At 54.7% G+C, this 25,462-nt stretch carries 43 protein-coding genes and 4 tRNA genes; 20 read left to right on the top strand and 27 right to left on the bottom strand.

Annotation, left to right across the window (positions count from 1 at the left end; all coding sequences use genetic code 11):
* Window positions 1–4: 4 nt before the first annotated feature.
* From AH68_RS05000 to AH68_RS04940, 13 genes are all read right to left on the bottom strand, one after another.
* Window positions 5–439 carry a hypothetical protein gene (locus AH68_RS05000; RefSeq protein ID WP_039198193.1) on the bottom strand — a complete coding sequence of 145 codons (435 nt, stop codon included), beginning with the start codon at window positions 437–439 and terminating at the stop codon, window positions 5–7.
* A gap of 28 nt (window positions 440–467) precedes the next feature.
* Window positions 468–1,532 (bottom strand): major capsid protein, encoded by a 1,065-nt coding sequence (locus AH68_RS04995; protein WP_039198191.1) that lies wholly within the window; start codon window positions 1,530–1,532, stop codon window positions 468–470.
* 77 nt (window positions 1,533–1,609) lie between these two features.
* Window positions 1,610–2,194, bottom strand: coding sequence for a hypothetical protein (locus tag AH68_RS04990; protein WP_039198188.1), 585 nt, complete (start codon window positions 2,192–2,194; stop codon window positions 1,610–1,612).
* 32 nt (window positions 2,195–2,226) lie between these two features.
* A complete protein-coding gene (locus AH68_RS04985; RefSeq protein WP_039198186.1) occupies window positions 2,227–2,811 on the bottom strand; it encodes a hypothetical protein in 585 nt (194 codons plus the stop codon).
* Window positions 2,812–2,832: 21 nt separating this feature from the next.
* A complete protein-coding gene (locus AH68_RS04980; protein WP_039198184.1) occupies window positions 2,833–3,933 on the bottom strand; it encodes a hypothetical protein in 1,101 nt (366 codons plus the stop codon).
* Window positions 3,933–5,564: a hypothetical protein gene (locus tag AH68_RS04975; protein WP_052189158.1), complete on the bottom strand. Its 1,632-nt coding sequence runs from the start codon at window positions 5,562–5,564 to the stop codon at window positions 3,933–3,935. The genes AH68_RS04980 and AH68_RS04975 overlap by 1 nt, the downstream gene beginning before the upstream one ends.
* A 36-nt stretch (window positions 5,565–5,600) precedes the next feature.
* On the bottom strand, window positions 5,601–7,484 hold the full coding sequence (locus AH68_RS04970; RefSeq protein WP_039198181.1) for a hypothetical protein: 1,884 nt from the start codon (window positions 7,482–7,484) through the stop codon (window positions 5,601–5,603).
* Between the two features lies 1 nt (window position 7,485).
* Window positions 7,486–7,911, bottom strand: a complete 426-nt coding sequence (locus tag AH68_RS10560) for a phage terminase small subunit (protein ID WP_143239872.1) — start codon at window positions 7,909–7,911, stop codon at window positions 7,486–7,488.
* A 564-nt stretch (window positions 7,912–8,475) separates the two neighbouring features.
* A complete protein-coding gene (locus tag AH68_RS04960) occupies window positions 8,476–8,814 on the bottom strand; it encodes an HNH endonuclease (RefSeq protein WP_039198178.1) in 339 nt (112 codons plus the stop codon).
* Between the two features lie 13 nt (window positions 8,815–8,827).
* A tRNA-Leu gene (locus AH68_RS04955) sits at window positions 8,828–8,909 on the bottom strand.
* Window positions 8,910–9,033: 124 nt separating this feature from the next.
* Window positions 9,034–9,118 (bottom strand) — tRNA-Ser (locus AH68_RS04950).
* 122 nt (window positions 9,119–9,240) lie between these two features.
* Window positions 9,241–9,312 (bottom strand) — tRNA-Trp (locus tag AH68_RS04945).
* 603 nt (window positions 9,313–9,915) lie between these two features.
* A tRNA-Ser gene (locus AH68_RS04940) sits at window positions 9,916–10,002 on the bottom strand.
* 1,475 nt (window positions 10,003–11,477) lie between these two features.
* Between AH68_RS04940 and AH68_RS04935 the strand changes: the two genes are divergently transcribed.
* From AH68_RS04935 to AH68_RS04840, 20 genes are all read left to right on the top strand, one after another.
* Window positions 11,478–11,921, top strand: coding sequence for a hypothetical protein (locus AH68_RS04935; RefSeq protein ID WP_144245704.1), 444 nt, complete (start codon window positions 11,478–11,480; stop codon window positions 11,919–11,921).
* Window positions 11,922–11,969: 48 nt separating this feature from the next.
* On the top strand, window positions 11,970–12,224 hold the full coding sequence (locus AH68_RS04930; RefSeq protein ID WP_039198173.1) for a hypothetical protein: 255 nt from the start codon (window positions 11,970–11,972) through the stop codon (window positions 12,222–12,224).
* A 31-nt stretch (window positions 12,225–12,255) separates the two neighbouring features.
* Window positions 12,256–12,630: a hypothetical protein gene (locus AH68_RS04925; protein WP_039198171.1), complete on the top strand. Its 375-nt coding sequence runs from the start codon at window positions 12,256–12,258 to the stop codon at window positions 12,628–12,630.
* 125 nt (window positions 12,631–12,755) lie between these two features.
* Complete coding sequence (locus AH68_RS04920; RefSeq protein WP_039198169.1) at window positions 12,756–13,421, top strand: hypothetical protein; 666 nt, start codon at window positions 12,756–12,758, stop codon at window positions 13,419–13,421.
* 36 nt (window positions 13,422–13,457) lie between these two features.
* Window positions 13,458–14,072 carry a hypothetical protein gene (locus tag AH68_RS04915; RefSeq protein ID WP_039198167.1) on the top strand — a complete coding sequence of 205 codons (615 nt, stop codon included), beginning with the start codon at window positions 13,458–13,460 and terminating at the stop codon, window positions 14,070–14,072.
* On the top strand, window positions 14,065–14,418 hold the full coding sequence (locus AH68_RS04910; protein ID WP_039198165.1) for a hypothetical protein: 354 nt from the start codon (window positions 14,065–14,067) through the stop codon (window positions 14,416–14,418). The genes AH68_RS04915 and AH68_RS04910 overlap by 8 nt, the downstream gene beginning before the upstream one ends.
* Window positions 14,419–14,493: 75 nt before the next feature.
* On the top strand, window positions 14,494–14,946 hold the full coding sequence (locus AH68_RS04905) for a hypothetical protein (protein ID WP_039198164.1): 453 nt from the start codon (window positions 14,494–14,496) through the stop codon (window positions 14,944–14,946).
* Entirely contained in the window at window positions 14,943–15,482 is a 540-nt protein-coding gene (locus AH68_RS04900; RefSeq protein WP_039198161.1) for a hypothetical protein, read from the top strand. The genes AH68_RS04905 and AH68_RS04900 overlap by 4 nt, the downstream gene beginning before the upstream one ends.
* Window position 15,483: 1 nt before the next feature.
* On the top strand, window positions 15,484–15,747 hold the full coding sequence (locus AH68_RS04895; protein WP_039198159.1) for a hypothetical protein: 264 nt from the start codon (window positions 15,484–15,486) through the stop codon (window positions 15,745–15,747).
* A 16-nt stretch (window positions 15,748–15,763) separates the two neighbouring features.
* Entirely contained in the window at window positions 15,764–15,946 is a 183-nt protein-coding gene (locus tag AH68_RS04890) for a hypothetical protein (RefSeq protein ID WP_039198157.1), read from the top strand.
* Window positions 15,947–15,955: 9 nt separating this feature from the next.
* The gene (locus AH68_RS04885) at window positions 15,956–16,348 is read left to right on the top strand and encodes a hypothetical protein (protein ID WP_144245702.1); all 393 of its coding nucleotides are present in this window, start codon (window positions 15,956–15,958) and stop codon (window positions 16,346–16,348) included.
* Window positions 16,348–16,539, top strand: a complete 192-nt coding sequence (locus AH68_RS04880) for a hypothetical protein (protein ID WP_039198155.1) — start codon at window positions 16,348–16,350, stop codon at window positions 16,537–16,539. Before AH68_RS04885 ends, AH68_RS04880 begins: the two co-directional genes overlap by 1 nt.
* Entirely contained in the window at window positions 16,536–16,823 is a 288-nt protein-coding gene (locus AH68_RS04875) for a hypothetical protein (RefSeq protein WP_039198153.1), read from the top strand. The genes AH68_RS04880 and AH68_RS04875 overlap by 4 nt, the downstream gene beginning before the upstream one ends.
* A complete protein-coding gene (locus tag AH68_RS04870; RefSeq protein WP_039198151.1) occupies window positions 16,820–17,080 on the top strand; it encodes a hypothetical protein in 261 nt (86 codons plus the stop codon). The genes AH68_RS04875 and AH68_RS04870 overlap by 4 nt, the downstream gene beginning before the upstream one ends.
* A gap of 61 nt (window positions 17,081–17,141) precedes the next feature.
* A complete protein-coding gene (locus AH68_RS04865; protein WP_236682458.1) occupies window positions 17,142–17,564 on the top strand; it encodes a helix-turn-helix domain-containing protein in 423 nt (140 codons plus the stop codon).
* 1 nt (window position 17,565) lies between these two features.
* Window positions 17,566–17,787, top strand: coding sequence for a helix-turn-helix transcriptional regulator (locus AH68_RS04860; RefSeq protein WP_039198149.1), 222 nt, complete (start codon window positions 17,566–17,568; stop codon window positions 17,785–17,787).
* Between the two features lie 119 nt (window positions 17,788–17,906).
* Entirely contained in the window at window positions 17,907–18,158 is a 252-nt protein-coding gene (locus AH68_RS04855; RefSeq protein ID WP_052189156.1) for a DUF4160 domain-containing protein, read from the top strand.
* Window positions 18,159–18,171: 13 nt separating this feature from the next.
* Window positions 18,172–18,429: a DUF2442 domain-containing protein gene (locus tag AH68_RS04850; protein ID WP_236682457.1), complete on the top strand. Its 258-nt coding sequence runs from the start codon at window positions 18,172–18,174 to the stop codon at window positions 18,427–18,429.
* 272 nt (window positions 18,430–18,701) lie between these two features.
* Complete coding sequence (locus AH68_RS10070; protein ID WP_144245700.1) at window positions 18,702–18,956, top strand: hypothetical protein; 255 nt, start codon at window positions 18,702–18,704, stop codon at window positions 18,954–18,956.
* A gap of 100 nt (window positions 18,957–19,056) precedes the next feature.
* Window positions 19,057–19,314, top strand: coding sequence for a hypothetical protein (locus AH68_RS04840; protein ID WP_039198144.1), 258 nt, complete (start codon window positions 19,057–19,059; stop codon window positions 19,312–19,314).
* 40 nt (window positions 19,315–19,354) lie between these two features.
* Here AH68_RS04840 and AH68_RS04835 read toward each other — a convergent pair whose 3' ends face one another.
* From AH68_RS04835 to AH68_RS11170, 14 genes are all read right to left on the bottom strand, one after another.
* Entirely contained in the window at window positions 19,355–20,056 is a 702-nt protein-coding gene (locus AH68_RS04835) for a metallophosphoesterase (protein WP_039198142.1), read from the bottom strand.
* On the bottom strand, window positions 20,053–20,349 hold the full coding sequence (locus AH68_RS04830) for a hypothetical protein (protein WP_144245699.1): 297 nt from the start codon (window positions 20,347–20,349) through the stop codon (window positions 20,053–20,055). The genes AH68_RS04835 and AH68_RS04830 overlap by 4 nt, the downstream gene beginning before the upstream one ends.
* A complete protein-coding gene (locus AH68_RS04825; RefSeq protein WP_039198138.1) occupies window positions 20,346–20,636 on the bottom strand; it encodes a hypothetical protein in 291 nt (96 codons plus the stop codon). Before AH68_RS04825 ends, AH68_RS04830 begins: the two co-directional genes overlap by 4 nt.
* Window positions 20,633–21,025 (bottom strand): hypothetical protein, encoded by a 393-nt coding sequence (locus tag AH68_RS04820; RefSeq protein WP_039198136.1) that lies wholly within the window; start codon window positions 21,023–21,025, stop codon window positions 20,633–20,635. Before AH68_RS04820 ends, AH68_RS04825 begins: the two co-directional genes overlap by 4 nt.
* 83 nt (window positions 21,026–21,108) lie before the next feature.
* Window positions 21,109–21,768, bottom strand: coding sequence for a hypothetical protein (locus AH68_RS04815; protein ID WP_039198133.1), 660 nt, complete (start codon window positions 21,766–21,768; stop codon window positions 21,109–21,111).
* Complete coding sequence (locus tag AH68_RS04810) at window positions 21,765–22,604, bottom strand: hypothetical protein (protein WP_039198131.1); 840 nt, start codon at window positions 22,602–22,604, stop codon at window positions 21,765–21,767. Before AH68_RS04810 ends, AH68_RS04815 begins: the two co-directional genes overlap by 4 nt.
* Before the next feature lie 97 nt (window positions 22,605–22,701).
* Window positions 22,702–22,869, bottom strand: a complete 168-nt coding sequence (locus AH68_RS10745) for a hypothetical protein (protein WP_158332982.1) — start codon at window positions 22,867–22,869, stop codon at window positions 22,702–22,704.
* Window positions 22,866–23,075, bottom strand: a complete 210-nt coding sequence (locus AH68_RS04805; RefSeq protein ID WP_039198128.1) for a hypothetical protein — start codon at window positions 23,073–23,075, stop codon at window positions 22,866–22,868. Before AH68_RS04805 ends, AH68_RS10745 begins: the two co-directional genes overlap by 4 nt.
* Window positions 23,072–23,365, bottom strand: a complete 294-nt coding sequence (locus AH68_RS04800; RefSeq protein ID WP_052189154.1) for a hypothetical protein — start codon at window positions 23,363–23,365, stop codon at window positions 23,072–23,074. The genes AH68_RS04805 and AH68_RS04800 overlap by 4 nt, the downstream gene beginning before the upstream one ends.
* Before the next feature lie 5 nt (window positions 23,366–23,370).
* On the bottom strand, window positions 23,371–23,856 hold the full coding sequence (locus tag AH68_RS10065; RefSeq protein WP_052189153.1) for a hypothetical protein: 486 nt from the start codon (window positions 23,854–23,856) through the stop codon (window positions 23,371–23,373).
* A complete protein-coding gene (locus AH68_RS10970) occupies window positions 23,843–24,445 on the bottom strand; it encodes a nucleoside triphosphate pyrophosphohydrolase family protein (RefSeq protein WP_236682456.1) in 603 nt (200 codons plus the stop codon). Before AH68_RS10970 ends, AH68_RS10065 begins: the two co-directional genes overlap by 14 nt.
* Complete coding sequence (locus AH68_RS04780; RefSeq protein ID WP_039198126.1) at window positions 24,442–24,966, bottom strand: hypothetical protein; 525 nt, start codon at window positions 24,964–24,966, stop codon at window positions 24,442–24,444. The genes AH68_RS10970 and AH68_RS04780 overlap by 4 nt, the downstream gene beginning before the upstream one ends.
* Entirely contained in the window at window positions 24,947–25,339 is a 393-nt protein-coding gene (locus AH68_RS04775) for a hypothetical protein (protein WP_052189152.1), read from the bottom strand. Before AH68_RS04775 ends, AH68_RS04780 begins: the two co-directional genes overlap by 20 nt.
* Window positions 25,336–25,461, bottom strand: a complete 126-nt coding sequence (locus tag AH68_RS11170; RefSeq protein ID WP_268871206.1) for a hypothetical protein — start codon at window positions 25,459–25,461, stop codon at window positions 25,336–25,338. The genes AH68_RS04775 and AH68_RS11170 overlap by 4 nt, the downstream gene beginning before the upstream one ends.
* Window position 25,462: the final 1 nt, after the last annotated feature.

The following is a 25,462-nucleotide window of genomic DNA, read 5'->3' as shown; positions in this document are numbered from 1 at the left end:
GGCATCACATTCCATAGATACGGTTCACGCCGACGCCAACGGTTCCGATAGGCCCGCGCCCATTCGCATAGCCGTCAAGAATCTGCTTCTCCCTTTTCGACAGATACAGATTCGGCGACGCATCCTTGCCTGGCGGATTGTCCTGCGGGTCGAAACGCGTGAACTGGTACGTGCCGTTCGATTCGGTCTTGATATCCGAATAGCGGATGACGCGCCACACCATCGAACAGATGACGAACTCGTAATCCTCAAGGTCAAGGTCGCCGGACTTCAACCGTGGCAAGCAGTTCGTGCTCGAAGTGGACGCCACGGTCTCCGCACGATGGCACATGTACGTGAGCCAAGCGTTCGGATACCGTTTCAACACGTCGGCGTCGGGAAGGCAATGAAGCTCCAAGCATTCCACCCAATCGACGGCATCGGTAACACCATTCGACATCAGCGAAACCCCCTAAGCTTCAAGAAGGCTACTCGCCCAGCACGTCCGCCTTGAAGGTCGAGACGGCCTCCTTCAGAATCGGCAGATAATTGCCGTTGACCCAAATGTCGTAGTTCAACGGAGCCTGATGCGACAACATAGCGCCGATAAGACCATCGTTCACGCTCTTGTTGATCTCGTACTCGGAGTTCTGGGCCTCTGCGGTAGGACCGGACAGGGTAGCGCCAAGAGACGAATCGTTGAACGACGGAAGCAGGATGAAGGTCTTGTCCGGGAACGCGGCGGAAACATCGGCATCCATGTCGAAGGTGTTGTCGAGCTTCAAATCCTCGTAAGCCTCATCGACCAGAAGCACGTCGGTGATGCCGGACTGCGCACGAAGCACGTCCAACACCTCCTGACGGGACAGCTTGGTCTTCGAATGCTCCAAATCCATGCCGGACACCTGCGTACGGAAGAACTCGTTGGTACGCATGGCATCGATGACCACACCGGTGGTGGCGACGGCGTGCGGCTTACGACCGTAAGCCTTGCGCATGATCTTCACCCAGGCTTCGATGTCGTCGCACGGATTCGACTTGTCGTTATCCCAAGTGGTGGTAGGCTTCACATTCTGCTGGTTGCCCGGACGCTGGAACGAATACGTCATATTGACGCCGTTCTCCTTGATGACCACCTTGCCGGTCACCAAGCACTGCAAACGCTCCAACTCCTCGGTCACACCAGCCTGCTGGCCCAGAGCCTCGAACTTCGCCTCGGCCTGATCGTGGATATAGGCGGTATCGTCCTGATGCTTGGCGATATCACGCTCGGAGATATGGTCCATGCCGGACAACGGCAACAGTCCGGTATGAATCTCAGCGGTCGAGGTCTCGGACTTGGTGTGCCCGATCTCGGCATCCAACGCACGATGCTTCATCGCACGGGTCTTCGACTTCGGAATGACCGGAGTCCACGAAGCGGTCCAGTCGCCACCGTTGGAGGTGACCGGGAAGATGTTCGACAATGGAAGGATGCCGTTCACATAGTCATGTCCCGCCTGAGCGACCTCGGTCGCCTCGGATGGCGGGATGATAGTCTTGTCAATAGCCAAGAAAAACTCCTTAGATACGCAAAAACCCACCGCGATGGGTGGGTTTCACAAAATGTTTAGAAGTAAAAGACCGTCAATCAGGAAACTGTGATGTTCACGGTCTTACCGTTGGAGAGGGTGGCTGTGCCACCGGTGATGGCATTGGTGCCATCCTTGGTCAGCTTGATCGCGGTGATGGTCACGCCGGTCGAAACGGACAACGGCTTCACAACGTCATCCTCAACGTCGTAGAACTCGCCGTCCCACACAGCACCGGACTCCGGCTTCACCGGAAGATTCGAGGCCACGATGTCGCCACGATAGGTCATGCCCACGGTCGGGTCGTCCACATCCCAGCCGGACAGGTTGATGTTCACGGCCACCATGGATTCAAGCAGACCTGCGATCTTGGTCTGACGGCCATCGGTGGCCTGCTTGTCATACGGACCATACGAGCCGACGTTCGCGCCGGAAGTGATCTTCGCCAGCGGAATGCCGGAACGAATGTAAACGGTCGTGGCCTTCGGACCCACACCGGTCAGATACTTGTTGTCAGTGGTCTTGAACAATTCAGGCACGATGGTGACGGACACCGAATCATTGGTGTTCTTCTCGCCATGACGCCAGGAATTGTCCTCCTCAACGGTGACGATACCGGAGGAATGAACCATCTCTTGAGTCATACGCTCAATCCTTTCAAAGAATCAGTAGGAAACTACTTGCTGCGCTTACGTGCCTTCTGACGTTCCATCACACGCTTGTAAGCGTCGCCCGGCTGACGTTTCGGATGCGAGGTGCCGGACGGGAACTCGGCCTGCATGGCTACCTTGCGGGCCAAAGCATCCTCGGTCTGCTGCGGTTTCCTCTCCACCTTGGAAGTGTCAATCGGGTTGTACGCCGCATACTTCTCAGCCCACGACGCGATGGCCTCCGGCTCCGTTGCGGGGCAGAGGTCGGAAAGAACAGCGTCCGTGATCTGCGGATACTTAGCCTTGGCCTCAAGACGCGCAATCTGCGTCTTCGCGGCCTTAAGCTCCGCATCGGCGGACTGGAAAGCCTTGTAATTGGCCGAAGCACGGTCTTCGTTCTTACGGCTCATAGCCTTCCATTTGGCAAGCTCGTCACCATCGGACGGCTTGGAAGAATCATCGGAACCCTTATCATCAGCCGGAGCGTCATGCTCAACGGCGGGTTCGTCAACCGGAGTGGTCCGAGCATCCTCCACGGCATCCTCGACCGTTCCGGCCTGACCAACAGTCTTGTCCTTTTCGGATTCGACTTCATTATCCTGAGAGGCCATAAGACCCAATCTCCTTAATGTTTAAGCGGCCAGTCCCAAAAAACCGCGAGAATAAGCCAACAGGCTCCGCACGTACTGCCAAGCCTGCTTAGTGTGGACTGTCTTTTTGAACTCATACGAACGCCCATCGAAACGGAATTGAACCGAATCCTTGTCACCATCCAGCAATTCCTTGTACCGGGCGTTGAACTCGGTCGCACGGGCGAACATGCGCTCCATCTGCGCACTGGTCATCTTCATGTCTGGCAGATGCCATTCCGGCGCGTTCCCATTCACCGGAGCATCCTTGCGAAGCAGCACAGGCCCAAGCTCGCTATTGTTGACGACCTTCACGCGAAGCTTCGTCAAATCCGTCGCGCTCGTGGAATAATCACGGCCCGACGTTTTGCCAGCGGCCTTGTATATCGTCATCAGATCATCCGAGTTCAATTTCAACCCGGGGTCATTCGATGCGGTAATCGGAGAAATTGTGCACTTGCATCTGTTGTGCATGGGCATCAAATCAGCCTTCGTGAACGTGTTGGTAGCGGCCACGACACACAAACCACACGAACCCGTCTTCGACAGTTCGGGATGAATCACACGCCGATACCGTTCGACGCCGGAACTCCTGTAACGCGACTGTATGGCACGATTCTGAGCAACATAGCCGTCAGTGACCGCATTGTTCTCCAACTGGATTTTCGCGGCCATCAGCCAAGCCTTCACATGGTTGGCGGCGGACTGGTCGGCGTCCTTCAGAATCTCATCCCACGTAGCAGGTCGAATCTCAGGATTCTTCACGGCCTGAGTGCGATACTCGTCCGCGACCCTCATGGCGACCTGCCACGGGTCCGTATTGGCGCGAACAACCTCATATTGTGGGACATCCCCCAAACCGTTCACACCGGCCAGACGCAGCATCGTATCCGCATACGAGATGCCCTGCTGGCGCATAGCCTTCACGAACGCGATATGCTGCTGCGTCACATAAGCAGCCGCCCCCTCGGCCACCGCATCATTCCACCAGTCGGAAGGAGTCAGGCTACGCCACATGTTCCAAGCCCTGCGGACGAACTCGTCAACCAGCTTCAACCGCTGGTCATCCAACGCCTGAACGGCAGCCAACGCGCTATCGGCCATCAGACCTCACCGCCACCGGTCGAACCATATGAATCATCGGCCCCCATAGAACCAGAATCGGACGCGAACGAATCCAAACCGGACCCGTCACCCAGATACGAATCATTCATCGTCGCATCAGTCTGCCTCGCCGACGAATCCAAAGCCGCGTTCTGCCGCGCCATGGCATTCAGGAAACTCGTATCCTGAGCATCCTGAATCATCTCCGCGATCTCCGTCTCGGTCATATGCAGATAACGACGGGCGATGGTCTTCAACGGAAGAACACCCTTCACCTGAGCCGCCGCCTGACACTGCTCCAACTCGGACGGAAGCTCCAACGGCTCCCAAGTCGTCTCGAAACGCTCCTCCGAAGCATTACTGCCGGAAGCGGTCAACGCCATCTTCAACAGGAGCACGAAAGCGTCATTGGCCCTCATGTTCATGTCACGGACCTTCAACCGCAGCATACGAGTCGTCAGCTTCGCACCCTCGGCGGAACCAGCCACATCAGGCGAAAGAATCGACAACGGAGTGCCAGTGGCACCTGCCAGAAGCTTCACATCGGAAGCGGCCGCATTCACAACCGGCGTGATATCCGTAATGGACGATTCGCCAATCTTCGCATCGGCTGGAAGCAGCCACAACGCGGCGGGACCCATCTCGAACAGTTCCGAATAGTCGATCTTGTCACCGGCCTGAGCCTTACCGGCCTTGACCGCAGGGTCGCTCTTCTGGTAATACTCAGGCATGTCGCCCGACACCCAACGCTGCTTGAACGCCTGCATCTCCTGAATGCAGAACCGTTGAAAACGCTGCTGGTCGATGGACCTCAACGTCTTCAAGGAAGCCTCGAACTGGCCCTTGCCGTTAGGAGTGGTCAACTGCACGATAGGAAGACACCCGCAATCAAGGGCGAACTTCCAATCATCGCCGGAAGACTGGCCCTCCCACTCGAACTGCGCCTCGAACTCTGGACGCTTCTTCGAATCGTCGTTGGCAAGGTCATACACGGTATCCTCGTCATCGACCGAATCGGAAGGCAACGTGCGCGACTTGACCTCATGCTTCGCGGTACGCGAATAGACGCTCTGAATCTCGCCGTCATCATTACGGACGATGCGATACAAAGTCAACCGTTCGATCTGCTCTTCCTCGGACCACCCATACACCACAGCCGAATCCTTGTCGTCGGACACAACCGTGCTCCACGGGCTCAACCGTTGGATATACGAAGGATTCTCCTTGCCGAGAACCATCGCATACGCGGCACCGTAGATCGCCGCATCCATGAACATGTTCAACGAACGGACATCCATGCCGCACTTATCCCACATGTCATCCGCATCCGTGCTCCGCATCGTCTTGTCGGCGACAAGACGAAAACCGGTAGGATGCTGCGACGTGATTACCGCATCCGCAATCGTATGAGCCAGATTCAACGGGCAGATATCCACAAAACGCCTATACACGGCACTGGCCGTCGTGGTCGCCGCCTTCGGCACGGACTGCAACGGAACCGTCTCACGACCGTCATAAAACGTCTTCAACACACACAGGTCAGGAATACGATTCTGCAAACGCGTCGCAAGACGCGTCAACGCCAGACCATCACCATCAGGCTCGTCATCGCCAGTAACAAGACTCTGCATATTAGAAGATGTGGAAGCCATACGAACACCCCAAAATCACCAGACCCGCTGCGGTATCACCCGCTGCGGAGTCTCATCCTCGAACTGGCCCAAATACTTCTCACGCGCCGCATAAGCCAAAACGCCAGCCATGCACGCATCGATCTTGTGCGGACTCTTAGGCGTCTCCTTATGAATCTGATAGCCCCAACTCTTCTCACGCCGCTTCGCGTTACGGAAATGCGACACAAGACGCGGGTCGGCACACAAAAGAATATTATTCGGGTCAGGCTCCCCCTCCTCAACAGGCTCGGGAGCATACTCAAACGACGAATGCGCGCACTGCAACGCACGATACATATCCTGCGACCAGTTATTCGTCCAAAACTTCATCATCGAAGACTGGCCACGGGCGAACACCTTCATGCCACGCCCATACTCAGCCTCCCAGCCGCCAATCATCGACTCGAAGAAATGCGCATCGGCGAAACAGCCGATGACATTGTAATTCTCGAACATACGACGCACGGCGGCATCGAAACCATCTCGGTCAACACGCCAATCAGGGTCCGCATTATCAGGCCGCTGCTGCAACTTGATAAGAAACAGCAGACCATCGGACACGCGACAACCAACCAACGCGGTCGAATCATTACGAATCGAACCATCGAACCCAAGCGTGATCTCCTCATCCTCGTCAATGAAATCCTTCCAGACCCCATCCAAACGAGAAGACGAGCCGACAGCACGGCCATACAAATCCCTGTAAGCCAAATGCGACTGGATCGCAGGCTCCGTAAGCCACGAATCCTCACTCGACGCACGAGAGTTCAAATAATAACGAATCGAATCATTCGGGTCCGAATCAGGCTGGTAGATTTGCCCCATCAGACCATGAATGTCAACCCAACCATCCTTCGACGGCCCCGGCTCGACGCCATCATCACGAAGCGAGAACCCCTCAACCGAATAGCCATCGGCATCAACGGCCTCGATACGCCCATCGGGAAGAATGATGTAATCCTTACCATCATCCGAATGGGCGGCAGAGCCATACGACTCATACAACGCGTGCTCAAGCTTCTTCTCATCAGGAAAATCCTCGATAGGAAGCGTCGAATACCGATAGTCGAAGTACAAGCCCTTATAATGCCTGGAACGGCCAGCCTGAATATCCTCCGCGATCTTCAACGTGTTCTCCGCCACACTGTTCTGACCCGGACGGAAATACGTCGTCATCTCCAACACCCAAGGGTCGGCATCCAACGAACGCTTCGGAAGATTACGCTGAACCGTCTTATACATCGAATGATGCTTCGGCAGCGTATACAGATGCACCTCATCCATCAACGCGAAAGTCTCAAGACCACCATCCTTCGACGCATCGCCGGAAGTCGTGGGAATAATCTCCCCACCCTCCGGCAAGCCGATACGGGTCTTCGTGACCTCCATGCCGAAACCCTGCAACTGGGCCAACGGGCCGGAAGTGCAGTTATAGTGAATCGAATCGAAGATATTGCCCGACTGGTCCTCGGACGTAGCCAAACACAGAATCTCAGGACGCTGGACAGGACGACCAACAGGCTCACCTGGCAGGTAATAGTAAGCCTGACCAAGAAACGTATACGTCTCACCCGGATTAGCCCAATGGTCGAAGCGACAAGGGCCAAAAGCCTCGAACAAGGCCAGATCGTTGCCCAAGCCACTCTTGTTGCAACCCTTCGGACGCCACAAGCTCACACGATTGAACCTGCGCCGACCATTCGGCTTCAACGCGTAGGCGTTCAAATAGAACTGGATATACTCAGGACTATGAGTGACAGGCTTACCGGTCGCACCACCGCGACCGATGAGGCTGAACGTCTCAACCCACCACAACGCCAAACGTCCAAGACTCCTACGCCTATCCTCATAAGTCAGGTTAGGAATCATCAAATGCATGTCAGCCAGCCGCCTCGATCTTGCGACGCCAAGCATCGATATCCTGGATCACAGCATGATTCGAACCATCCGAAGCGGCATGGTCGTCAGCCTCCGGCACGTCGAACTTCAACGCGCGCATCGAAGCCGGGGTCCAGCCCAACTCGTCAAACAACTGACGCACGACCGGCATCAACGTCGCATAACGACGAGTCGAAAGCATCTCATTGATCGTCGCGAAACCCAACTGGACAGCCATCCAAGAAGGAGCCGAACGCAACATCGAAGCATTCGGACTACGCCGATACTCCTCGTACCAATGAGCAACCAACGGCAACCACTCCCCACCCTTGGGAAAAATCTGGTTAGCCGGAGGCAGATCAGGCCCCAACTTCCCATCAGGAATCTCCAAAACCTGATTACCGGAATCACTCGTCTTCCTGCCCATAACATCACTCCCCGCAAAGCCCCATTACGGGACGACAAGCGCGAAGCCCGTTACGGCACTACGCGCACCTGCGATGAACGACAATCCGATTAGCCAACGAGTTCTCACCACCCTGCTCCAACGACACACGCCAAGCGCCAACCGGAAAATCATCACTCAAAACATCAACCGACCGGTCAAGCGGCAACCCACAAACCGGACACGTATGAGAACACGCGTTCCACTCATCCTCGGCAGTCCAAAAACCAGTGGGAACACTCCCCCGCCGCCCGACACGGGCATTCGACCGAGGCTCCCACAACACCGACTTCAACGGCTGCGGAGTACGATTAGGAGCCGCACCCTCAGCCTTCAAACGCTGGAAACGCTTACGACAACGAGCCGAACAAAAAGCCTTGTCCCGACGCTCAGTCTCAAAAAAAGAGCCACACGCCAGACACGCACGACTCATACGACGCTTACGGGCACCACTGCCACTACGCCGCCAACGATCATAATGAGACCTACACATCCCATGAGCATGAACAGGCCCATCACACCCATTCACACTGCACTCACCCTCAGCTAACCGAACGCGGGATGCCTGTACCAACGAGCCTCCTCACGCTCAACCCTCTTCCTTCGCCGCGCGTCAGCCGACTCCAAACCAGTCTTATAAGAATGATGAGCACGACAAAGAACCTGAAGATTATCCCAAGAATCATCATCAGGCTGACCATCCTCGGCACGAATGATATGATCGACCTCATTCGCATGAGCGCCACACGGACGCAACACGCCATCATCACCGATCACCGGATACTGGCAACGCCACCCGTAATAATCCAACACCTCACGACGCGTCCGCTCCCAACCCGGATTGAACCGTTCCTTACGATGCGACTTATTCCAATCGTTGGTCATCGCCACTCCTCAGTGCTTCAGGAGGGAGTCGAACCCTCACGCCACAAAGACAACGCATTTTGAGTGCGCCGCGTCTACCATTCCGCCACCAAAGCAAAAGAACAGACAACCCCCACGCCGCACTCACCACAAAACATGGGGATTGCCCGTCATCTAACCCAAACCGCCATAAGGAAATCCAATGGCAAAAAATGGCTTTTTACCGCCAGCCACGGCGCGCGGATGCTGAGGGAGTCGAACCCCCGAACCGTTCCCGGTCGCCACCTTAGCGAGGTGGTGCAATAAGCCACTCTGCCAAGCATCCAAAAGCAAGAGCCGCCGCAGCGACTCAGGAGACTGTTCCCGCAGACTAGGCGGGTCAGCTAAAACTAGAGCCGCCACAAGACGACTCCGAAGACCTCTCCCACAACCTGTGGGTAGGCTGAGCACAGCATGTTGGACTCGAACCAACATCGACGGTTTTGGAGACCGCCATGCTACCAGTTGCACCAATGCCATATACCCGACTTAGTTAACGTCCAAGTCGGCAAGACGTTCGGCATGGTGGAATGGGCTTTACCACCAACGGCAAGGAACGTGTATGTATATATGCATCCGTCTGGCCGTGCCTCCCCTTCGGTCATCAACCGCCTGATTAAGGCAGGGAGCCTCTTATCCCCACATGTTCCAGCGGGGACATTCGAGCAATGCCATCGGTCTCACAGGCAGCTACCCCCATGAAACCTAGAGCAAACCTCGGGAATCGAACCCGACAACCAAAAGGCTGTGCCAACAGGATTGCAAGTCAGCCCCAAAAAACAAATGGCGCAGCCATATAGGCGACACCGGGTGGGGCCGGCACAAGAAACGAGGATGGACGCAATCTCACGGACAATCCAAAAACACACACTATATTCCGGGATTTATCCACCCTCAAAGGGCTCCCAGCCGGATTCGAACCGGCATCTCACCACGCATGGTCAAGAGAGCCAGAAAACCACGCGCGACTAACACTCCCACAAGAGCGATAGGAACCATGTGCGAGATCAAACGGCGGTACCAACAAGCCTCTCGCATTGGACTTGAAACCGAATCGCACCTTACCTAGGAAGATGCCATCTGCGGACAGTGAGAGATTCGAACTCCCGGACCCGTTAGAGTCGGTCGCTTTCGAGGCGACTACCTTAAACCAGACTCAGCCAACTGTCCCTAGCGGTGCTCCTTATGAACGCAAACGTCCCAACGGTCGGAATCCTTAACCAAGAGACAAGGAGCACCACCGAACCGCTAGCCGGAATGACACCCACAAGGACGCCACGCGTCCTCCAAAATTCATTCCGACATGCGACAGCATACTCACCCCCAACGTTGCGTCAACGTTGCAATAGAAACGGCATAGAATACGGCGTGTCACGTGGTATGCTGAAGACGATTTCAATGTGAACCCAACATCGTCGTTGTCATGTCACGTTTCATGCGCGGACTTTTTCAGACGGCGCGCACTATTTCTACCATTGACCCGACGGCCCCAACGGGCGCACCCGGAGGACCCTCCCCCAGCCCCGGTTAGAACGTTCGTTCGATGGTACAAATGTTCGTTCGTACAGTTGTACGTATGCGCGTCATTGTGTCGTATCCCTTATTATTTATATCTATCTCGCTCAATATTTTTTGTCCGTATTTTGGTATCTTGCTTGACTTTATTTTTTCTTGTGCTATCCAAACTCTTTTTTCGTTTTCTTTACCCCCTACCCATATTTCAACACGCCGATAGAACGGTGTTATTTCAACGTTTTAATGTGGTTTGTTTCCTTGATTTGATTATATCCAACTGGGTATGTATAGTGATGGCTATCAACCGGTTAGGCAGTCAGCCTAGCGAGGTCGGTGCGACACTCTCGCCACACCACTCGCAACCGGCTGTAGCAACCGGCAGATGAAGCCGTGGTGGTCAGGTGCCTAGGCACCGCATAGCCTAGCCTGAGACGGTTAGGGGGGCGTATCGAGTGTGTGCGCCGGAAAACTGCCACGTGTGGAACGGTGGCCACTGTGCCGAGGTGCAGTGTCCCGTCTGCGAGTGTTGCGAGTGTTTGACAAAAGAAGAGTGTTACCGAAGGCCGGTAGTTTAAGCTTCACCCCTTTTGGGGGTTAGGTGGCGGCGTTTTTCGGGGTGTGTGCATAATGCCCACTAGGTGGGCGTGGTTGGCAGTGCCAATTTTGCCTAGGCAGTGTACGTGAACTTGATTGACAATGTAGAGCGCGAGAACTCGTAAGGGGGGTACCGCCGACGTTTGGCGTAGTGTGAGAGACTATCGCCAATGAGGAGGCCGATTTGTAAGCGGCAATGCCTATGTTTGCCATGCGTGAGCATGGTTGGCGGCATAGGCTGTAAACCACGGCGTAATAGGTTGCGGAACAGACATGTTTTTAGCGCCTATCAGTCGCGTTAGCGGTTGACCACAAACGTCTTACGTTTGGGGGTTATGCGGACAATAAAAGTCTATAGGGGGTGCGTATGCGCCTCTGCGCCACTTTGCGGGTGGCGTTAGCCAAAGAACAAATCTTCATGGGCGTAATCCGCAAGGGTTGCGCCCCTCTCGCCACTGTTTAGACCATGAGGGGGCGCGATACCCTCTAGTGGCACGCAATTAACCAATTAACACTAAACCTTAAGGGGGTTTATTATGGATACCAACGAAGAAATGGCTGTAAAAATCTTTCGCGACTGTCTCACTACGGCGCGTGAGTCCCTACCGTCTTACGTGTCGCATCTTTGGATACGTGAAATGCCGGTGCTTGAATTTCAGGGCACCTTGGCGGCGGAATCGATGGCACGTCATGCGCTTATTGCTGCGTTTCGCGTTGCGGCAATGCGGCCTAGGGTTGTCGATCTTGCAAGCGATTTCGTACCTGATGTGCGGATTACGCGCGTGCTTGTGAGTTCGCACCGTACTGCCGTCTACTGTGAGACGAACACCGGACATACCTACAAGGTGGTGTGCGTGCCATTGCGGGATACCACCGTTTCCGGCTCACTGTCGCCATGCCTCATGGCTAAGGTTGGCACATATGCCTGGGAGGATACCGGTTGGAATACGGCCGTGCGTGATTATGTCAATCTCGTATGACGCGTCCAGCTTTACAAATGTAACCAATAAACAAGCGGAGGTTAAAAAATGACTGTCAAAATCGTAAAACTTCGAAGCCTGATCACGTTGCCGTGCGCATACAGCAATACCGTTGACGACGGATATTTCCGGTATGCGATGGTTGATGGCAAACGTGTGGGTGACGTGGTGAAACTTAAGCCTGATTGGGGCGGGGGCTACGTTTTCAACGAAGAATGGCACGACGGAAAACGTGGCGTGCAAATCGGGGCGCACACATTGGCTGACCTTAAAAAGAAAATCGCTGACCACTACCAAAATTAATGTAACCAACTAATAAAAAGGGAGTATTGAAATGACCACAGTGAACAAAGCAATCGCAACCCTTGAACAGCTCAACCCGCGCAGCAAGTGGGGCCGCGCCGTGAGGGACGACGCCGTGGACATGCTGGGCAATCTGGGAAACGGCGACATGGAACTGCCGTCTGATCGGCACGAATTGCGTGAGCTGTTGCTGGACGGCGCGGCCGACTGGACGCAATACAGTTACGACGGCTGCGCGCTTGTATACAACGTCGATATCGCGGAACACTACTTCACGCCATCACAACTGCGTAGGTACATGGCACAACGTCATGACGCAAGTATGGCGTTCAACGGCGAGACGTTGCTTGACATGCAAGCGCGTGCGCTAAGGATGGCCGAGCACCTTATCGGGAAAAACCTCTAATTCACGTAGCCAGACTCCGGGCTATGGCGTGGCTCTAGCGAGGTTCCATGGGGTGCGATTCCCCATCCGCGCACTGTGCCGTCATATGGCGGCTAATCAACAAATCTCTATGAAAGTGGGTAATCATGTCTGGATTTAATTCCGTTGATGATTTTTACGACGTCATGGCTGGACGTCATGGCTTGCGTGAGTCTGAACGGGGCGGCAGCACGTTGGAGTTGTATTCATGCAATGGCGCCGAGTTCCCGGACGGTCTGGACGGTTCCAGTCTTGACGTTGTCACAGCGCCGTCGCCTGAGTTCCTTGCGTACATGCGTGGGGATGATAGTCCGGTGCCGCCGTCCGGGTACAAGGATATGGCCGTCGCCATTAGGGCCATATGGGACGTGTACGACAGCGGTTCCGCTGAGGCTGACTGGGGGCGGTTGGCCGACTTGTACGACGCGCACAACCTGAGCCTGAGTGTCGCTGTCGATTACGAGTTTATGGATTGGCCTGAGACGTTAGGCGACATACTGGACGGCAAAGGGTCGGATTGCTGGAATCTCGACGGCATGACGTGGCACCTGTACAGCCATGGAGAATGCACTGTCGATGATTCCGAGGGCGCATGGCCTAGCCTTGACGACTTGCTGGAATGCGTGTCTTCCGATGATGTGGAGACGTGCGCCTATGCGCAGCAGTTTGTCGAATGCATGGATTCGGGCGACTATGTGGCCGCGTGCAGGGCGCTTAAGGCTCTCGACTTGGAGCTGCGGTATTCAGACCTGTTTCTGACGTTGTCTCGCTGAAAATCAACCTATCTATCTGAAAGTGAGGAAAATGAAATGTATGTGCATGAGGTTCGCAAGGATACGGCTGAGGATGCCGACTTGTACGAGGAACTGCGGGACGTGTGGGACGGTGTCGGCTATGCTGGACTGCCGTCGTTCGACGACGTGCTGCCGGACATTCTGGAATGGGTGCGGGGTATCCGCGTGGCCGATACGGTGTTCAACGATTACACGTATCAGGTTTCGCGGCTACTGTACTTCGACAGCGCGCTGGATGAAAGCAATATTGAGACTGCCGTGCGGTGGCTGTCCGACTACGGTCATGTGCCGCGCGCGTTCTGCGGTGTCGGCTATGCGATTGAGTTGACGGACGAGTATGGCAGACTGTCGGATCAGGCCGTCGTCCAATATGCGATAGACATGATTACCAAGGACGGGCGCTACTGCCCGGTGTTGGATGAATCCGACTGGGAGCGGCGCGAGGCCGCGTGGCTGCGGGAGTACTTCGATGGCGAGGTGTCTGACGCCATTCTGGGTGGCGCTGACCGTGATGCCGTGTTTGAAGCGTGGCGCGATGATGCCGACCCGGTGTCGGGCGACATGTATTTCGACGTGGACAAGCTTCCACGTTATATCGAGACCGCCAAGGGAGGTAAGTGGAATGCGTAAGTGTGTGAAGCTGGCTGGATTGCTGGCCGTAGGCGTGGCGGCGTTCGCCGTGGCGTGTTCGCCGGTGTGCAATCCCATGCCGGTGGCTGACCCTTATGGGACGCCTGAACAGCAATGGAATTGGTGGCGTGAGACGTATGCGACGGCTGACTATGGTCAGGCCGACTTGGCTGGCTACACGTCGCTGTCGGATATCCCCCAGTGCGGCATGGAAGACGGCAGTACGGCTGGCGGCTATGAGCGCATATGCGAGTGGCGTGCCGTGTCCGTTGGCAATCGCATGGGCGAGTCTTACGTGCTGGTTGACGGCGGCAAGGTGCTGTCGTGGGGCGGCACTGGGAAATGAAAGTGCCGGTCTCAGGTGGGACTGCGACCGGCCATGCAATCAATATTCACCTCTAATTGCAAAGGAGATTGTACCATGAAATTCGACGATTGCATTTATAAGGAAATCACTTGGTTCAACGCGGATGAAATCGTTGAGCATGAGACGTTCGACGGTATCGACTCGTATGAGCTGCTGCGTAATCTGGCGACGCTTGAGGCTGGCTATTCGCTTGACGACAGGCTGGATGACGAGGCCGTGGGGCGCGTGGAAGAGGAGGAGAACAGCTTAATCTGCGTCGGACGGTTCCGTTTCGACTCGCTTCTGGCTGAGGGTCTAGTGGAATGGTTCAAGTGCGACCGTTACGACGGTCTTGTCAAGCATGTGCGTTCGTGCTGGCTGAGCCGTGGCGGCGATGATTGGTATTTCTATTTCGTTACCGGCTGCGGCTATGACGTCATCGGCAATGATTTGCTGGGCTGTGACGCCGATGGTGTGGCGCGGCGGAAGTTCGTTGATTTCCTTAACGGCGAGGAGGTGGCGCGATGATCGACGTCAACTTGCTGCCGCGTGAGCTGACCGGCTATGTGGGTTACGTGTGCTGGCAGTGGTTCGAGAGGCATTTCAGCCGTGACGAGGTGCCGTATATCCGTGGCGGCGCGTGTGGTCTGGTGCCCGATTTGCGGGACAATCTCATCGATGTCGTGCAAAACTGTTTCGCTGACGGCGGTCTGGATGACGAGACGGTCGGACGGTTCGTCGCATTGTATGCCACGCTGCCGTTCGACGTCGATGAGGCGCGGCGGCTGGCCGAGAATGATTTCCTTTATGTCGCCGACGCGGACACGCGGCTGGCGTTCGAGCTGTGCGTGCTGGTGTTCGACGCCATGTTCCCGCAGCATGTCGAGGTTCGTCAGACGGATGTGGACGGGACGTTGGAGCATATCGCGTTTCCGGCTAGCTGGCAGCATGACCTGGCTGTGTCTTCGACTCCTGAGAATCGCATGTCCGCGTACCGCAATGGCCTGTCGGCTGTGCGCAAGGCGTATGACAAGATGTTCGACCGTTTTGGGGAGGCTGACTGACATGGCCGCGTTGTGGACCGTCGAATATGTGGGTGGCGCAATCCGCGTGCGCCGTCACAGGTCTCAGGCCGATGCGGAGGCGTATCGGGATGCGGTTCTGCGTGCCGATGGCCGGTTTCTGACGCGTTGCACTGTCGGTAACGGAGAGGCCGTGCGCGTGGCGATGGTGAACCGGCTGGAACTGGCCGGTGTCGGCTGTCGTTCGCGTCTCATGCGGACGTCGTTGAAAAGACTGGTGGAACTCACTGACGAGTTCTGCTGCTGAGCGAAAGGAAAGAACGATGAGTGTTGTTATTGATCGGGATGGGCGTCCCGTGTCTTATGAGGCCGCTGTGAATCTCATGGATGACGAGTTGCGGGAGCTGTTGCACGCGAATCTCGCGCCGTGTTCCGAGCAGGAGTTTTTCGACGCCTATTTGGATGCCCACTGCGTCAAGTATGGCGAAGAGTTTCGTATCGATTGAAAGGAAAGAATGATGATTACCATTGACGAGTTGAAGGCCATGCCGTTGGATGAACCGATTGGCGAGGATGTCGTGGATGCCATTGAGACGATGGCGGGTGATGGGCTGCGTAAGCTCATCAGGGAACGTTTCAAGCCTTACGAGGGTGTCTACCGTATCGACGCAATGGGCGAATACGTTTCTGAAAAGGATTGGAAGAAATTCTGGTCTGCGCTGCCGGGCTGGTGCGAGCAGGTGTTCATGCTGCACAACAATGCCCATTCCGCCGATTATGAGGAGTTCACCGGTTACGTGCTTGGCAGCATGACACCTGATGAGATCGGCGAGCAGTACGAGTCGAGCATCGATTTCGAGCTTGATTACGTCTGGTGGACGAATGCTGACGAGGATGGGTGTCTGTGATGGACGCTCATGATTCGGATGTGTGCGCGAATGCGGCGGACAAGGCCGTCGAGGCCGTCCGATTGCTGTCGAATCTTGGGAGCGGTGACGCTCCTGATTCGGCTTACGTGCTGGCCGCTTACGACCAGTTGACGACTGCGGCGTATCTGCTGCATCAGATTATCCCTTGGACCAAGGAGGAAAAGAAATGAGCAAGGGTATGGGTAGGGACGATTCCGTTGACAGGATTATGAGCACTGGAATCATCGCGGAGATCAAATGGGTCGTTGACGACCTTGAGGGACTGATGAAGGACGCTGGCCTTGACCCGTCAAAGGAGAATGTCCGCAAGGTTCTTGGGTTTGTCAGCGAGGACGGGTTCAAGGACTGCGGCGGCATGCTGCTGGCCGACCGTTCCATTGAGGAGGGTTGGGAAATCATGCAGTTCATTTACGGCGATGCGATTGAATCCGTGAAGAAGGAGGCTTTGAAATGATGGTGAAGGGTTTTGACTTGCGTAAGCGTGACGTTTTCTCCCCTATTGCCGAGTACGAGGGGTTCGATTATGCGTCTGGCAAGTCGTTTTGGCGTCGTCGTTCCACTCTGTCGCTCTTGTTGGAGTGGCTGCATGAGTGGGTTCGCGGCGTGAGGGCGGCTCGCATGGGCTATTCTACCTGGCTGTACGTCCAGTGTTCCGGTGGCTGCATGATTCCAATGGACATGTTGGACTGGAATACGGATTGGATTGACTGAGTGTCGGCGGCGTTGTTTCGCCGCCGATGCTATGGTGTCCTTAAGTCTGGAAGGAGCCGTCATGGGGTTGCGTGAGCTGCGTGAGCGTTCCGAACTGACGTTGCAGCAGTTGGATTCGTTGACCGGCGTGGATTTCACGCGCCTGTGGGCGTATGAGAACCATGCGGGCGAGGCGCGGAACATGTATTTGAGTACGGCTGCGAAGCTGGCGCAGGCGTTGCATTGCAACGTGTTGGACCTGTATCCAGATGAGCATGTGTGGCGTGGCGGCGTGTCCGCTGGCGTCGTCGGATTGAAGAACATTCGCAAGGCACGCAGATTAACGCAGGTGGAGCTGGCCGGATTGAGTGGCATCGCACGTCCATCCATCTCCCGTTTTGAGACGAATGGTCGTCCTGTTTCGCAAATGTATTTGCGGACGGCGTTACGATTGTCTGAGGCGCTGCAATGCGACCCTGTGGATTTTCTTACGGAAGGATACTGACATGGGAATGAGGGAACTCAGACTGAAGCGCGGCATGACACAACAACAGCTGGCTGACAAAGCAGGGTTGAGCCAGTCACGTGTTGGCGCGTTCGAGACTGGACAACGTAACGTCGGTGGGATGAGTCTCAATGTCGCCGTGCGTATTTGTGACGCGTTGCATGTCAAGAATCCTCGCAAGCTTTTGGAAGACGATTCTGACTCTGAATCTTCGGCGGATTGATTTGTAATCCGCTGGGGCTATCGGCACTCTTTACGGGTGCGGTAGTCCACGAAATGTTAATGTTCAGCCGATATGATCGGCGTAAGAGTGAGGAGGTGGCATAGTTGCCAACATTGAGCATGTTCTTCGGGATCATCGTGCAGATGAACTACCGTAACGAGCATAATCCGCCGCATATTCACGCGACGTATCAGGGTCATAGGGCTTCCTATGACTTCGACGGGAATGTGACGGCCGGGGAGCCGTTGCCCCGCAAGCAACACAGAATTCTTGTTGCTTGGATTGAATTGCATCGTGAGGAGCTTGAGGCTAATTGGACTCTTGCCATGAACAATGAGCCTATTTATCCGATTGCCCCGCTTGCCCTATGAAACGAGGTTTATTGTGAGTGTTCCCAATGAAGTGTGGGTTACTGACGCTGTGGCGTTGGATGGCTCGCATGTGGCTTTGCGTTTTTCCGATGGTCATTGCGGCGTGCTTGACATGTCGCCCTATATGGACGATGGCGTGTTCAAGCGGTTGCGTGACCCGAATGTTTTCAAGACGGCCAGGGCCGGTGTGAGTACTGTCGAATGGGATAACGGAACTATTGACGTTGCCCCTGAGACAGCTTATGCACAGGCCGTGCCGTTCGGCGCGTAATTGCCTCATGCTGATGAATCCCGGCTGCTTTCGAGTGGCCGGGATTTTGTTTATTCGAACATGTTTGGCGGGGTTACCCGTCTGATGAAAATACCCCAAGAGTGTGGCAACACTCTTGGGGTTTTGCTTAAAACAAACGAATTTATAAGCCCTCTTATTCTAGCAAGGGGGCTGGAAAGAGAGTATCAAAAATGAGTATCCACTTTTATGCCGGGTATTGGCGGTTTGGTGTCGGCGTTACCAATTTTGAGGGTGAGCCGTATTGTAGTCTGTTGTCTTTTGACTCGCGCAGGGAACGCGACGCTTGGGTTGCTGCGGATCATTTCGACAATAATTGGCATCGTAGCGCGTTGTCGCGGAGTGAGGCGTTGCCGCTTATGCGCGCTGAGCTTGCTGACTTGCGTGGGTATGATTCCAAAGGTTATGACGGCTGGCGTGTTGATGGCGTGTTTTATGCGTCCATAGGCGACGCTTTCGCGGCGTTCTTCAAGGCTGAGGCCGCTGCACGTAGGCGTGCGGGTGTCTGATTCATTCAGTCCGTTTGTTTGGTTTCGGGGCGTGGCGATTGTGCTGCGCCCTTTGTTTTCAACGTTTTTCTTTTTAAACATGGACTAAAAGGAGTACACCATGAACGGCAACTACAAAGGCACGGAACACTACACGCTGACCAAAACCGAAAACGGGTGGCATGGCGACCCGGACTGTTACAGCTGGCAATGGTTCGACTTTCCTGATCTAACATTCACCGACGACGGCGACTGCCGGTTCGAACTGGAGGCCGAAGCTATCGACACGGCGGTCGAACTCGACGAATACCGGGAATTTCTCACCATCCTTTCCAATGAGATAGAGGAACTCCGCTGTCAGATCGATGCTGTTGAATAGAAGTGGTCTAACCCGCCCAAACTTCATTACTCAGTTACACTCACCGCAGTGGGTAGCCAATTGCCACCAAGGAGGCTTCGTTGACTGGCTCGAAACACCATGCGTCCAATCCGACGTTGATCTCATTGTGATGCCTGCCGAACTCAAGCGGGTCATACGCGTGCGTATGTCCGTGCAGGAGCAGAGTGTTTTCCATGCGTGGTAGCGCGTATGCGGCTAACTCCGGCGCGTTCCAATTGGTTGAGACTGCGCCTAGGGGTTTGCTTTGCGTGAAGTCCTCACGCCATTGGAAGTGGCTTAAAAATACCGTGTGTGGGTTGTTGCCCCACCCGTCTCTGATTTCGGTGATGCCGACTCTTCCGACTTCCCCGAACGCTTCAGCTAGTTTCGTCAGCGTGCGGCTGGAACTGTGCATTTCGTGGTTGCCGAGGATCAAGTGTCTGCGTTTGCGTGGAACCTGTAGATTCTGGATGCGCATTATCGCCTGATCGACGCTCCACGTGCTGCCGGAACTGATGTCTCCTAGGATGTAGAGTTCGTCTTCCTTGCCGACGTATGTGTTTATCGCTTGTACGATGTCGGCATCGTGCTTCCGCCAGTCAACGCAATCCTTAAGCTGCCTGCCGTCGTGTTCGGCCTGTTGCTTGATCGATTCGTCGCGAGCGTATCCGGGTAGCGCGTAACCGCGTAGCGCGGCCACGAATGGGTGTGCGAAGTGCAGGTCGCTGGTGAACCATTTCATGCGTCCGACCTCCTCGTATCGTCATGTTGCGCATCCCACTTGTCCAATGTTCTGAGCAGGTCGGATAGGTCGAAGTATTCATAATTTAGACATTTCGTTTTCCTGCCGCGTGTTCGGTATCCTATTCGTAGCAGGAAATACGAATAGTCGCATGTCTCGCAGAGGTGCGGTCCTTCTTCATAATAGTTGTATGAGGTCACTTCGATCGGCTCGTTGTCTGACCCGTCGAACAGTTCCGGTGACTTCATGGCGATCACACGCATGAGCAGTTCTTTGGTGGTTGGTGTTGTCACTGTTCCTCTTCTACCTGTAGTTCCGTGTTCTCATGCACGGTTGCTTTAATATCGTCGTTGACTTGGTTCGACAAGTGCAGGATGATGTGAACGTCTTTCCTGGGCCTCAATGGTTTGGGCATGTATTCTTCGCAGGGGCCGTAAGACACGAAATCGGGCATGATGACGTAGTCGGCGCTGATTTTTTTCAGCTTGCCTGACATGACGGTGCCATGCTTGCCTTTGATGGTGATTCGCTTGCCCAAGTGCGTGGCGTTCAGATGGTCTGCCGTGATTGTCTCGCTCATTCCACGTATTTCCTTAAGTTCTCGTTTAAATCGTTTCGTTGGATTTGGAAATCGTTTCGTTGGATGTTTCCGAGGCGTGGGAATGTGCTGCCGTGGCTGTTCGTGATCTGTTCCAATTCCATGAACTCTTCGACCGACATGTTGACGCTTGTGTTCGTGCAATTATCCGTTATCCTGACGTATTCGTTGGTTTCATCACCGTATCTGTCATACGTATGGATGATCCGCAGGGTCACGTCATTCATGACATTCACCCATGTGCTTAGCAGTCGTGAGGAGTTTCGCAGACCATCATTCTCTTCCTTGTCGGTACTTTGATAATAGAATCCGAGTTTTATCAGCTTGTTTTCCAGTTCGTCTGTTTCCTCGGTGAAGTCGAGTACTTTCATTGTGCCTCCTTGGTGATGTTGTCCTGTGTCGTGTCAATGACGCACGCCACATCCCCGTTGCTGGTGTTGCCGCTGATCTGCAATTAGTCTCCGAACTTTTCGAGAATAAGCACGCCTATGACGCCGATAATCCAAGCGATTATCAGGATGACTGTGATACCGGCCAGCGCGAGTAGTGGTATCCAAATGGGTGCGATCACCCATATCCATGAGTATGGGAATACTCCCATGATCTTCAGGAGTGCCAGCACGCCGGACAATAGCAGTAGGGTTGGCGAGCATTTGATGTTGATCAATTCAATCCTCCGTGTAGAAGGTGAGAACGTGTAGTTTCTTTCGGGCGTCCAATCGTTCTCCGAACATGCCGTACTGTTTGACTGGTTCGATTTGGTCTCGCATGTGATGCGCGTGGTAGGTGATGGTCTTGCCCTTGTCGGTGATGCTGATAGTGGCGGCCATCGGATAACTTCTTCCACTAGGGCGAGATTGCTTGCCGGAATGGTTTTGCTGACGCCGTTTCTAAGGTTCTTGAATGTGAATGACAATGGTTCCATGCAGTTCGCATCTTCGAAGTCGATGATGCATTCCACGTCGTCCCAAAGGTCAACCCATTTGGAGCCGACCAATCTGGGGTCGGCGTGAGTGTAGACGATGATGCCTTTCTCACGGTCGGTGTACGAGTATGCGAATCCGAGATCGTTGAGTTTGACCGCGTATGGCGGGTTGGAGAGGTCGATGTTCATGCTTGTTCCTCCTGTAGGAGCATCCAAATGTTCGTTTCCTTTTCGGGGTTTCTGACGGCGAGCTTGTACACGTCGGACAGCCGGTAGCGTTGCTTGCGCGTGTCTTTGACCGGCGTGACGGGTTTCAGGTCTCCCCTGCTGACCCAACTGCGCATGGTGCCGGGTTTGACGATGATGCCGCATTGCAGGAGCAGTCTGCGGATTTCGGTCTGCGTGCCGGTGATGTGCGTGGCGAGGAGTTTGCGTCGCCTGTTCTCACGGATGGCGGAGACTGGATACACTTGTCCGCAGTCTGGGCATTTCGGTGCGAACGTGGCGTTTGGAATGACTTTCACGATACGGTGGCAGTCGTCGGTCGGGCATTCGCCGATGATGATCTGGTCTTCGAGGGTGAAGTCGAGGAGTTCCTGGGCCTTGCGCCGGATACGGTGGATGATTCGCGCGTAGGTTGGTGTTGCCTTGCTGGTCTTCCACTTGTCGGTGAGCCGGATGTTGCGGATGAGTGTTTCGAGTTTCCGGTCGTATGGGGCGGTCACGTTCAGGCATCGCGCGTATTCGTTGATAATGTCACGGAGGCTTGGAATGTCGTCCATGCCGTTGCCTTCGATGAGTTCGAACGCGGTTTCGCGTAATGGTGCCGGGGAGGTGGCGAGTCCGTTATGTCCGCCGCCTCCGCCGTTGCCTGTCTTGTCCATGCGGTTTGTGCGCCATTCGAGGTCTTGCAGGTGGTTTTCGAACCATTGCAGATCGAATTGGAGTTTGGTTTCGCAGGATGTGCAGAGGGTATGCTTGTCGTCGGTTGTTTTCCAGCATGTCGCGCATGTGGTTTGCGTCAAGTGTTGGCTCCTTGGTTGCGTTTTGGGTGTGTTTGGTCTTGTTGCCTCAACCCTTTGTTTGCAACCGTTGGGCGACTTGTCCAGTATAGTATGTGTGTCAGATTAGCGTTGGCTGTTCGCCTTCCGTTGATGTGGCTGGTTCGGGGTCGTTGCGGTGGGCTTCGATTTGGAGTACGAGCCTTCTGTCCACGTGCAGCAGGCGGCTTATCTCGTCCGCATCGTAGTCGAGATCCGCGTAGTGGAGGACCTGTTTCCGTAGGCTCACTCGTATTCCTTCTCCAAGTGGTCGTCGTACAGTATGACGAACACGATCGTCACGTATGCTCCGTAGAGGAACGAGAGTATCGCTATGGATATAGGGTTCGCGTTGGCGATGATTTTTATGATGATGATTGCGAGCATCGCTATCGCGTTGAGCGCGTAGGACGCTTTCTTGATTATGTACATGATCTTCTCCATGTCTTTGCTCATTCGTTTACCGCCTTCCGTGCGATTTCGAGCATTTCCCGAGCGTCCCTGATGTAATTGGCTCGCATCTCCGGCTCGGCCAGAGTCCATAAGCAGTCCTCACTGGGCATGACGTCTTCCCAGACTGGTGCCATGGCCCACCACAACAGTTTTCTCGCCACGGCCTCAATCTCAACGGCAGTTGGTGGAGCGGAACGTCCGGCCATGTACGCTGTACCGGCAAGCTCCCGAACCGTCTGAAAAGTCAAATCATCATCCATGCCACGCTCGTAAGCGTTGGCCTCGTCAAGCATGATGCTCAATTTGTCCTCTTTCCGTTTGCTTCGATCATGGCGTACAGCATTTCGCTTGCCGGACGCCGCCTGTAGCTGTTCCGCTTGTCTCCATAGGACACGTCGTACAGGCATCTGAGCTTGTCCCCTTTGGTCGTGGGCACCAGCACTTGGTCGATGTCTCGCGGAATCTGGTGGCTCACACGCAGTTCATCCGCAAGCTCAGGCGTGGTGACTAGATAGTTTTCGTCACCGTAGAACGTCAGCCCGTGACCCGATTTGAAATCAGCCATGCATGACTTGATTTCGTAGCAGGAGAAAATGCCGAGTTCCACACTGCTTGGTTCGAGCACGTAGCCGGGCGTGAAAGGCTTGAATCCGATGTAGTCGATGCGCCTGTTCCGTGGTGTTCCAAGGTCGAAGTTGACCTCGCTCGCCCAAAAACTCACGCGATTCTTCAAACGCTTCTCCACCAGCTCAGACAGCATGGCAGTGGTATCAGCCCTGCTCATTCCACATCTCCGTTTCGTCGGTCCCGTAGTTCCTGCATTTGAATATGCGTGCGAGTGCGTCCGCATCATCCAACGTTTGTTGCGGTATCGGGTCGAACATTCCGGTCGGATAGTCGCGTTCCGCTACAGCTATCGCGGCTATTTCCTGCACTTCCCAGAGGATCAGCTTGTATCCCTTGAGCATGTCGGTATGCGCGTCGTAGATGTGCCTGATACTGACCGCATAGTGCGTATCAGCCATAGGCAGCGTTCTTTTATCGGTTTCCGCCGCGTTCATTTCCGTGGCCTCGCTTTCCAGGAATGGGTCATCGGCCTGCATTCGCTTGGATTGCCTTGCCGTCTTGCGTGCAATCCATTCATCCAACTGCTCGTCGGTGATGCCGTACATTTCTTTGAGCAGGTACAGGCAGATGGTCACATCGGCCATTTCCTCTGCGAGATTGTCGGTGGCGTCGGGCTTGCCGCGTAGGCGCTTGCTGATGGCTTGGATGAGTTCGGAGCATTCCTCCATGCAGACGATGCTTTGTGTCTCCTTGCCGTATTTTTCAATGCTTTCACGCCACACCGCATGTTGCTTATCGTCGTTCATCGGTTTGTCTCCTTCATGTTCGTATCCTCGTTTCGCTTGATGGCTTTGGTTTCGTGTTCATCGAATGGGACTGCTAGCTTCACGCGGCTGTTCATGATTGCGATGCGACCCGGGTCTCTAAACCACGTAATGCCTTCGGAGCAATCCTCGTATCCGCAAGCAATCCCATAAATCCCGTCACAGCGTTCTGTCCATCCGCTTTTCAGGTAGTATGTTTCGTTCGTATCGAGTTCCACACGTAGACCCATGTCATGCGGTAGGAGTTCTAACACACCGATCATTTTTTCGTCCTCGCTTTGATTCGGCACCTCGGACGGCATGGAGCCGGAATATCCGAGCATGGAACAACAGTGACCGATGACGAACTCATAGGCGCTGGTCAAACCGTCGTAGACGGTGTATTTTTCTAGCAGTTCCTTGTCAGGATTGTCTGAGTCGTGATTGGTTTTATTCCATTCCGTCTCACACCATTCGATGACTTCTTGCAGGGTCTTGTCCTTTTCACTCACGTTCGTCACCATGGTGTTCCTCCCAGTTTTCGTCTTGCAGAATGGCGATTATCGTGTCCTCGCATTCCAGTTTTGGCAGTGGTTGCGGTGTGCTCATATCCTCGTAGTACTTGTTTAGAGCGTGCAAGGCTGGTTGTGTTGTTGGACTGTCTGAATCGAAAAGGACTGTCGGCGAGTCATCCGGCGAGGAGTCTGGCTTGTATCGCAAGTGCAAGGGGCAGAAGAATCTCGGCTCATTATCACCGGTGAACAGGCACAGCCATTCGTCATCGTCGATAACGGTTTCGATTGCGTGTTCCTCGGTTAATTCCCAGAATTCGTGCCCCAGGCAACAGCCCGGATAGTCGCACACCGCCAAGTAGGTTGTTCTCGTTCTTATGCTCATTTGATGCTCCTTTCGGCTTCGCTCATGATGTGCCGCATGTCGGCGTATTCGCGTGCCGCCCAACGTTCGATGATGTCGCCGGGTTTCATGTCTGGAACTCCGCCGTGGTATAGCACGCTCATT

It is taken from the genome of Bifidobacterium catenulatum PV20-2 (genome assembly GCF_000800455.1).
GTDB classification, from domain to species: Bacteria; Actinomycetota; Actinomycetes; order Actinomycetales; family Bifidobacteriaceae; genus Bifidobacterium; species Bifidobacterium kashiwanohense_A.
Note: the sequence above shows the minus strand (reverse complement) of the source record. Positions and strands in the feature narration are given on the sequence as shown.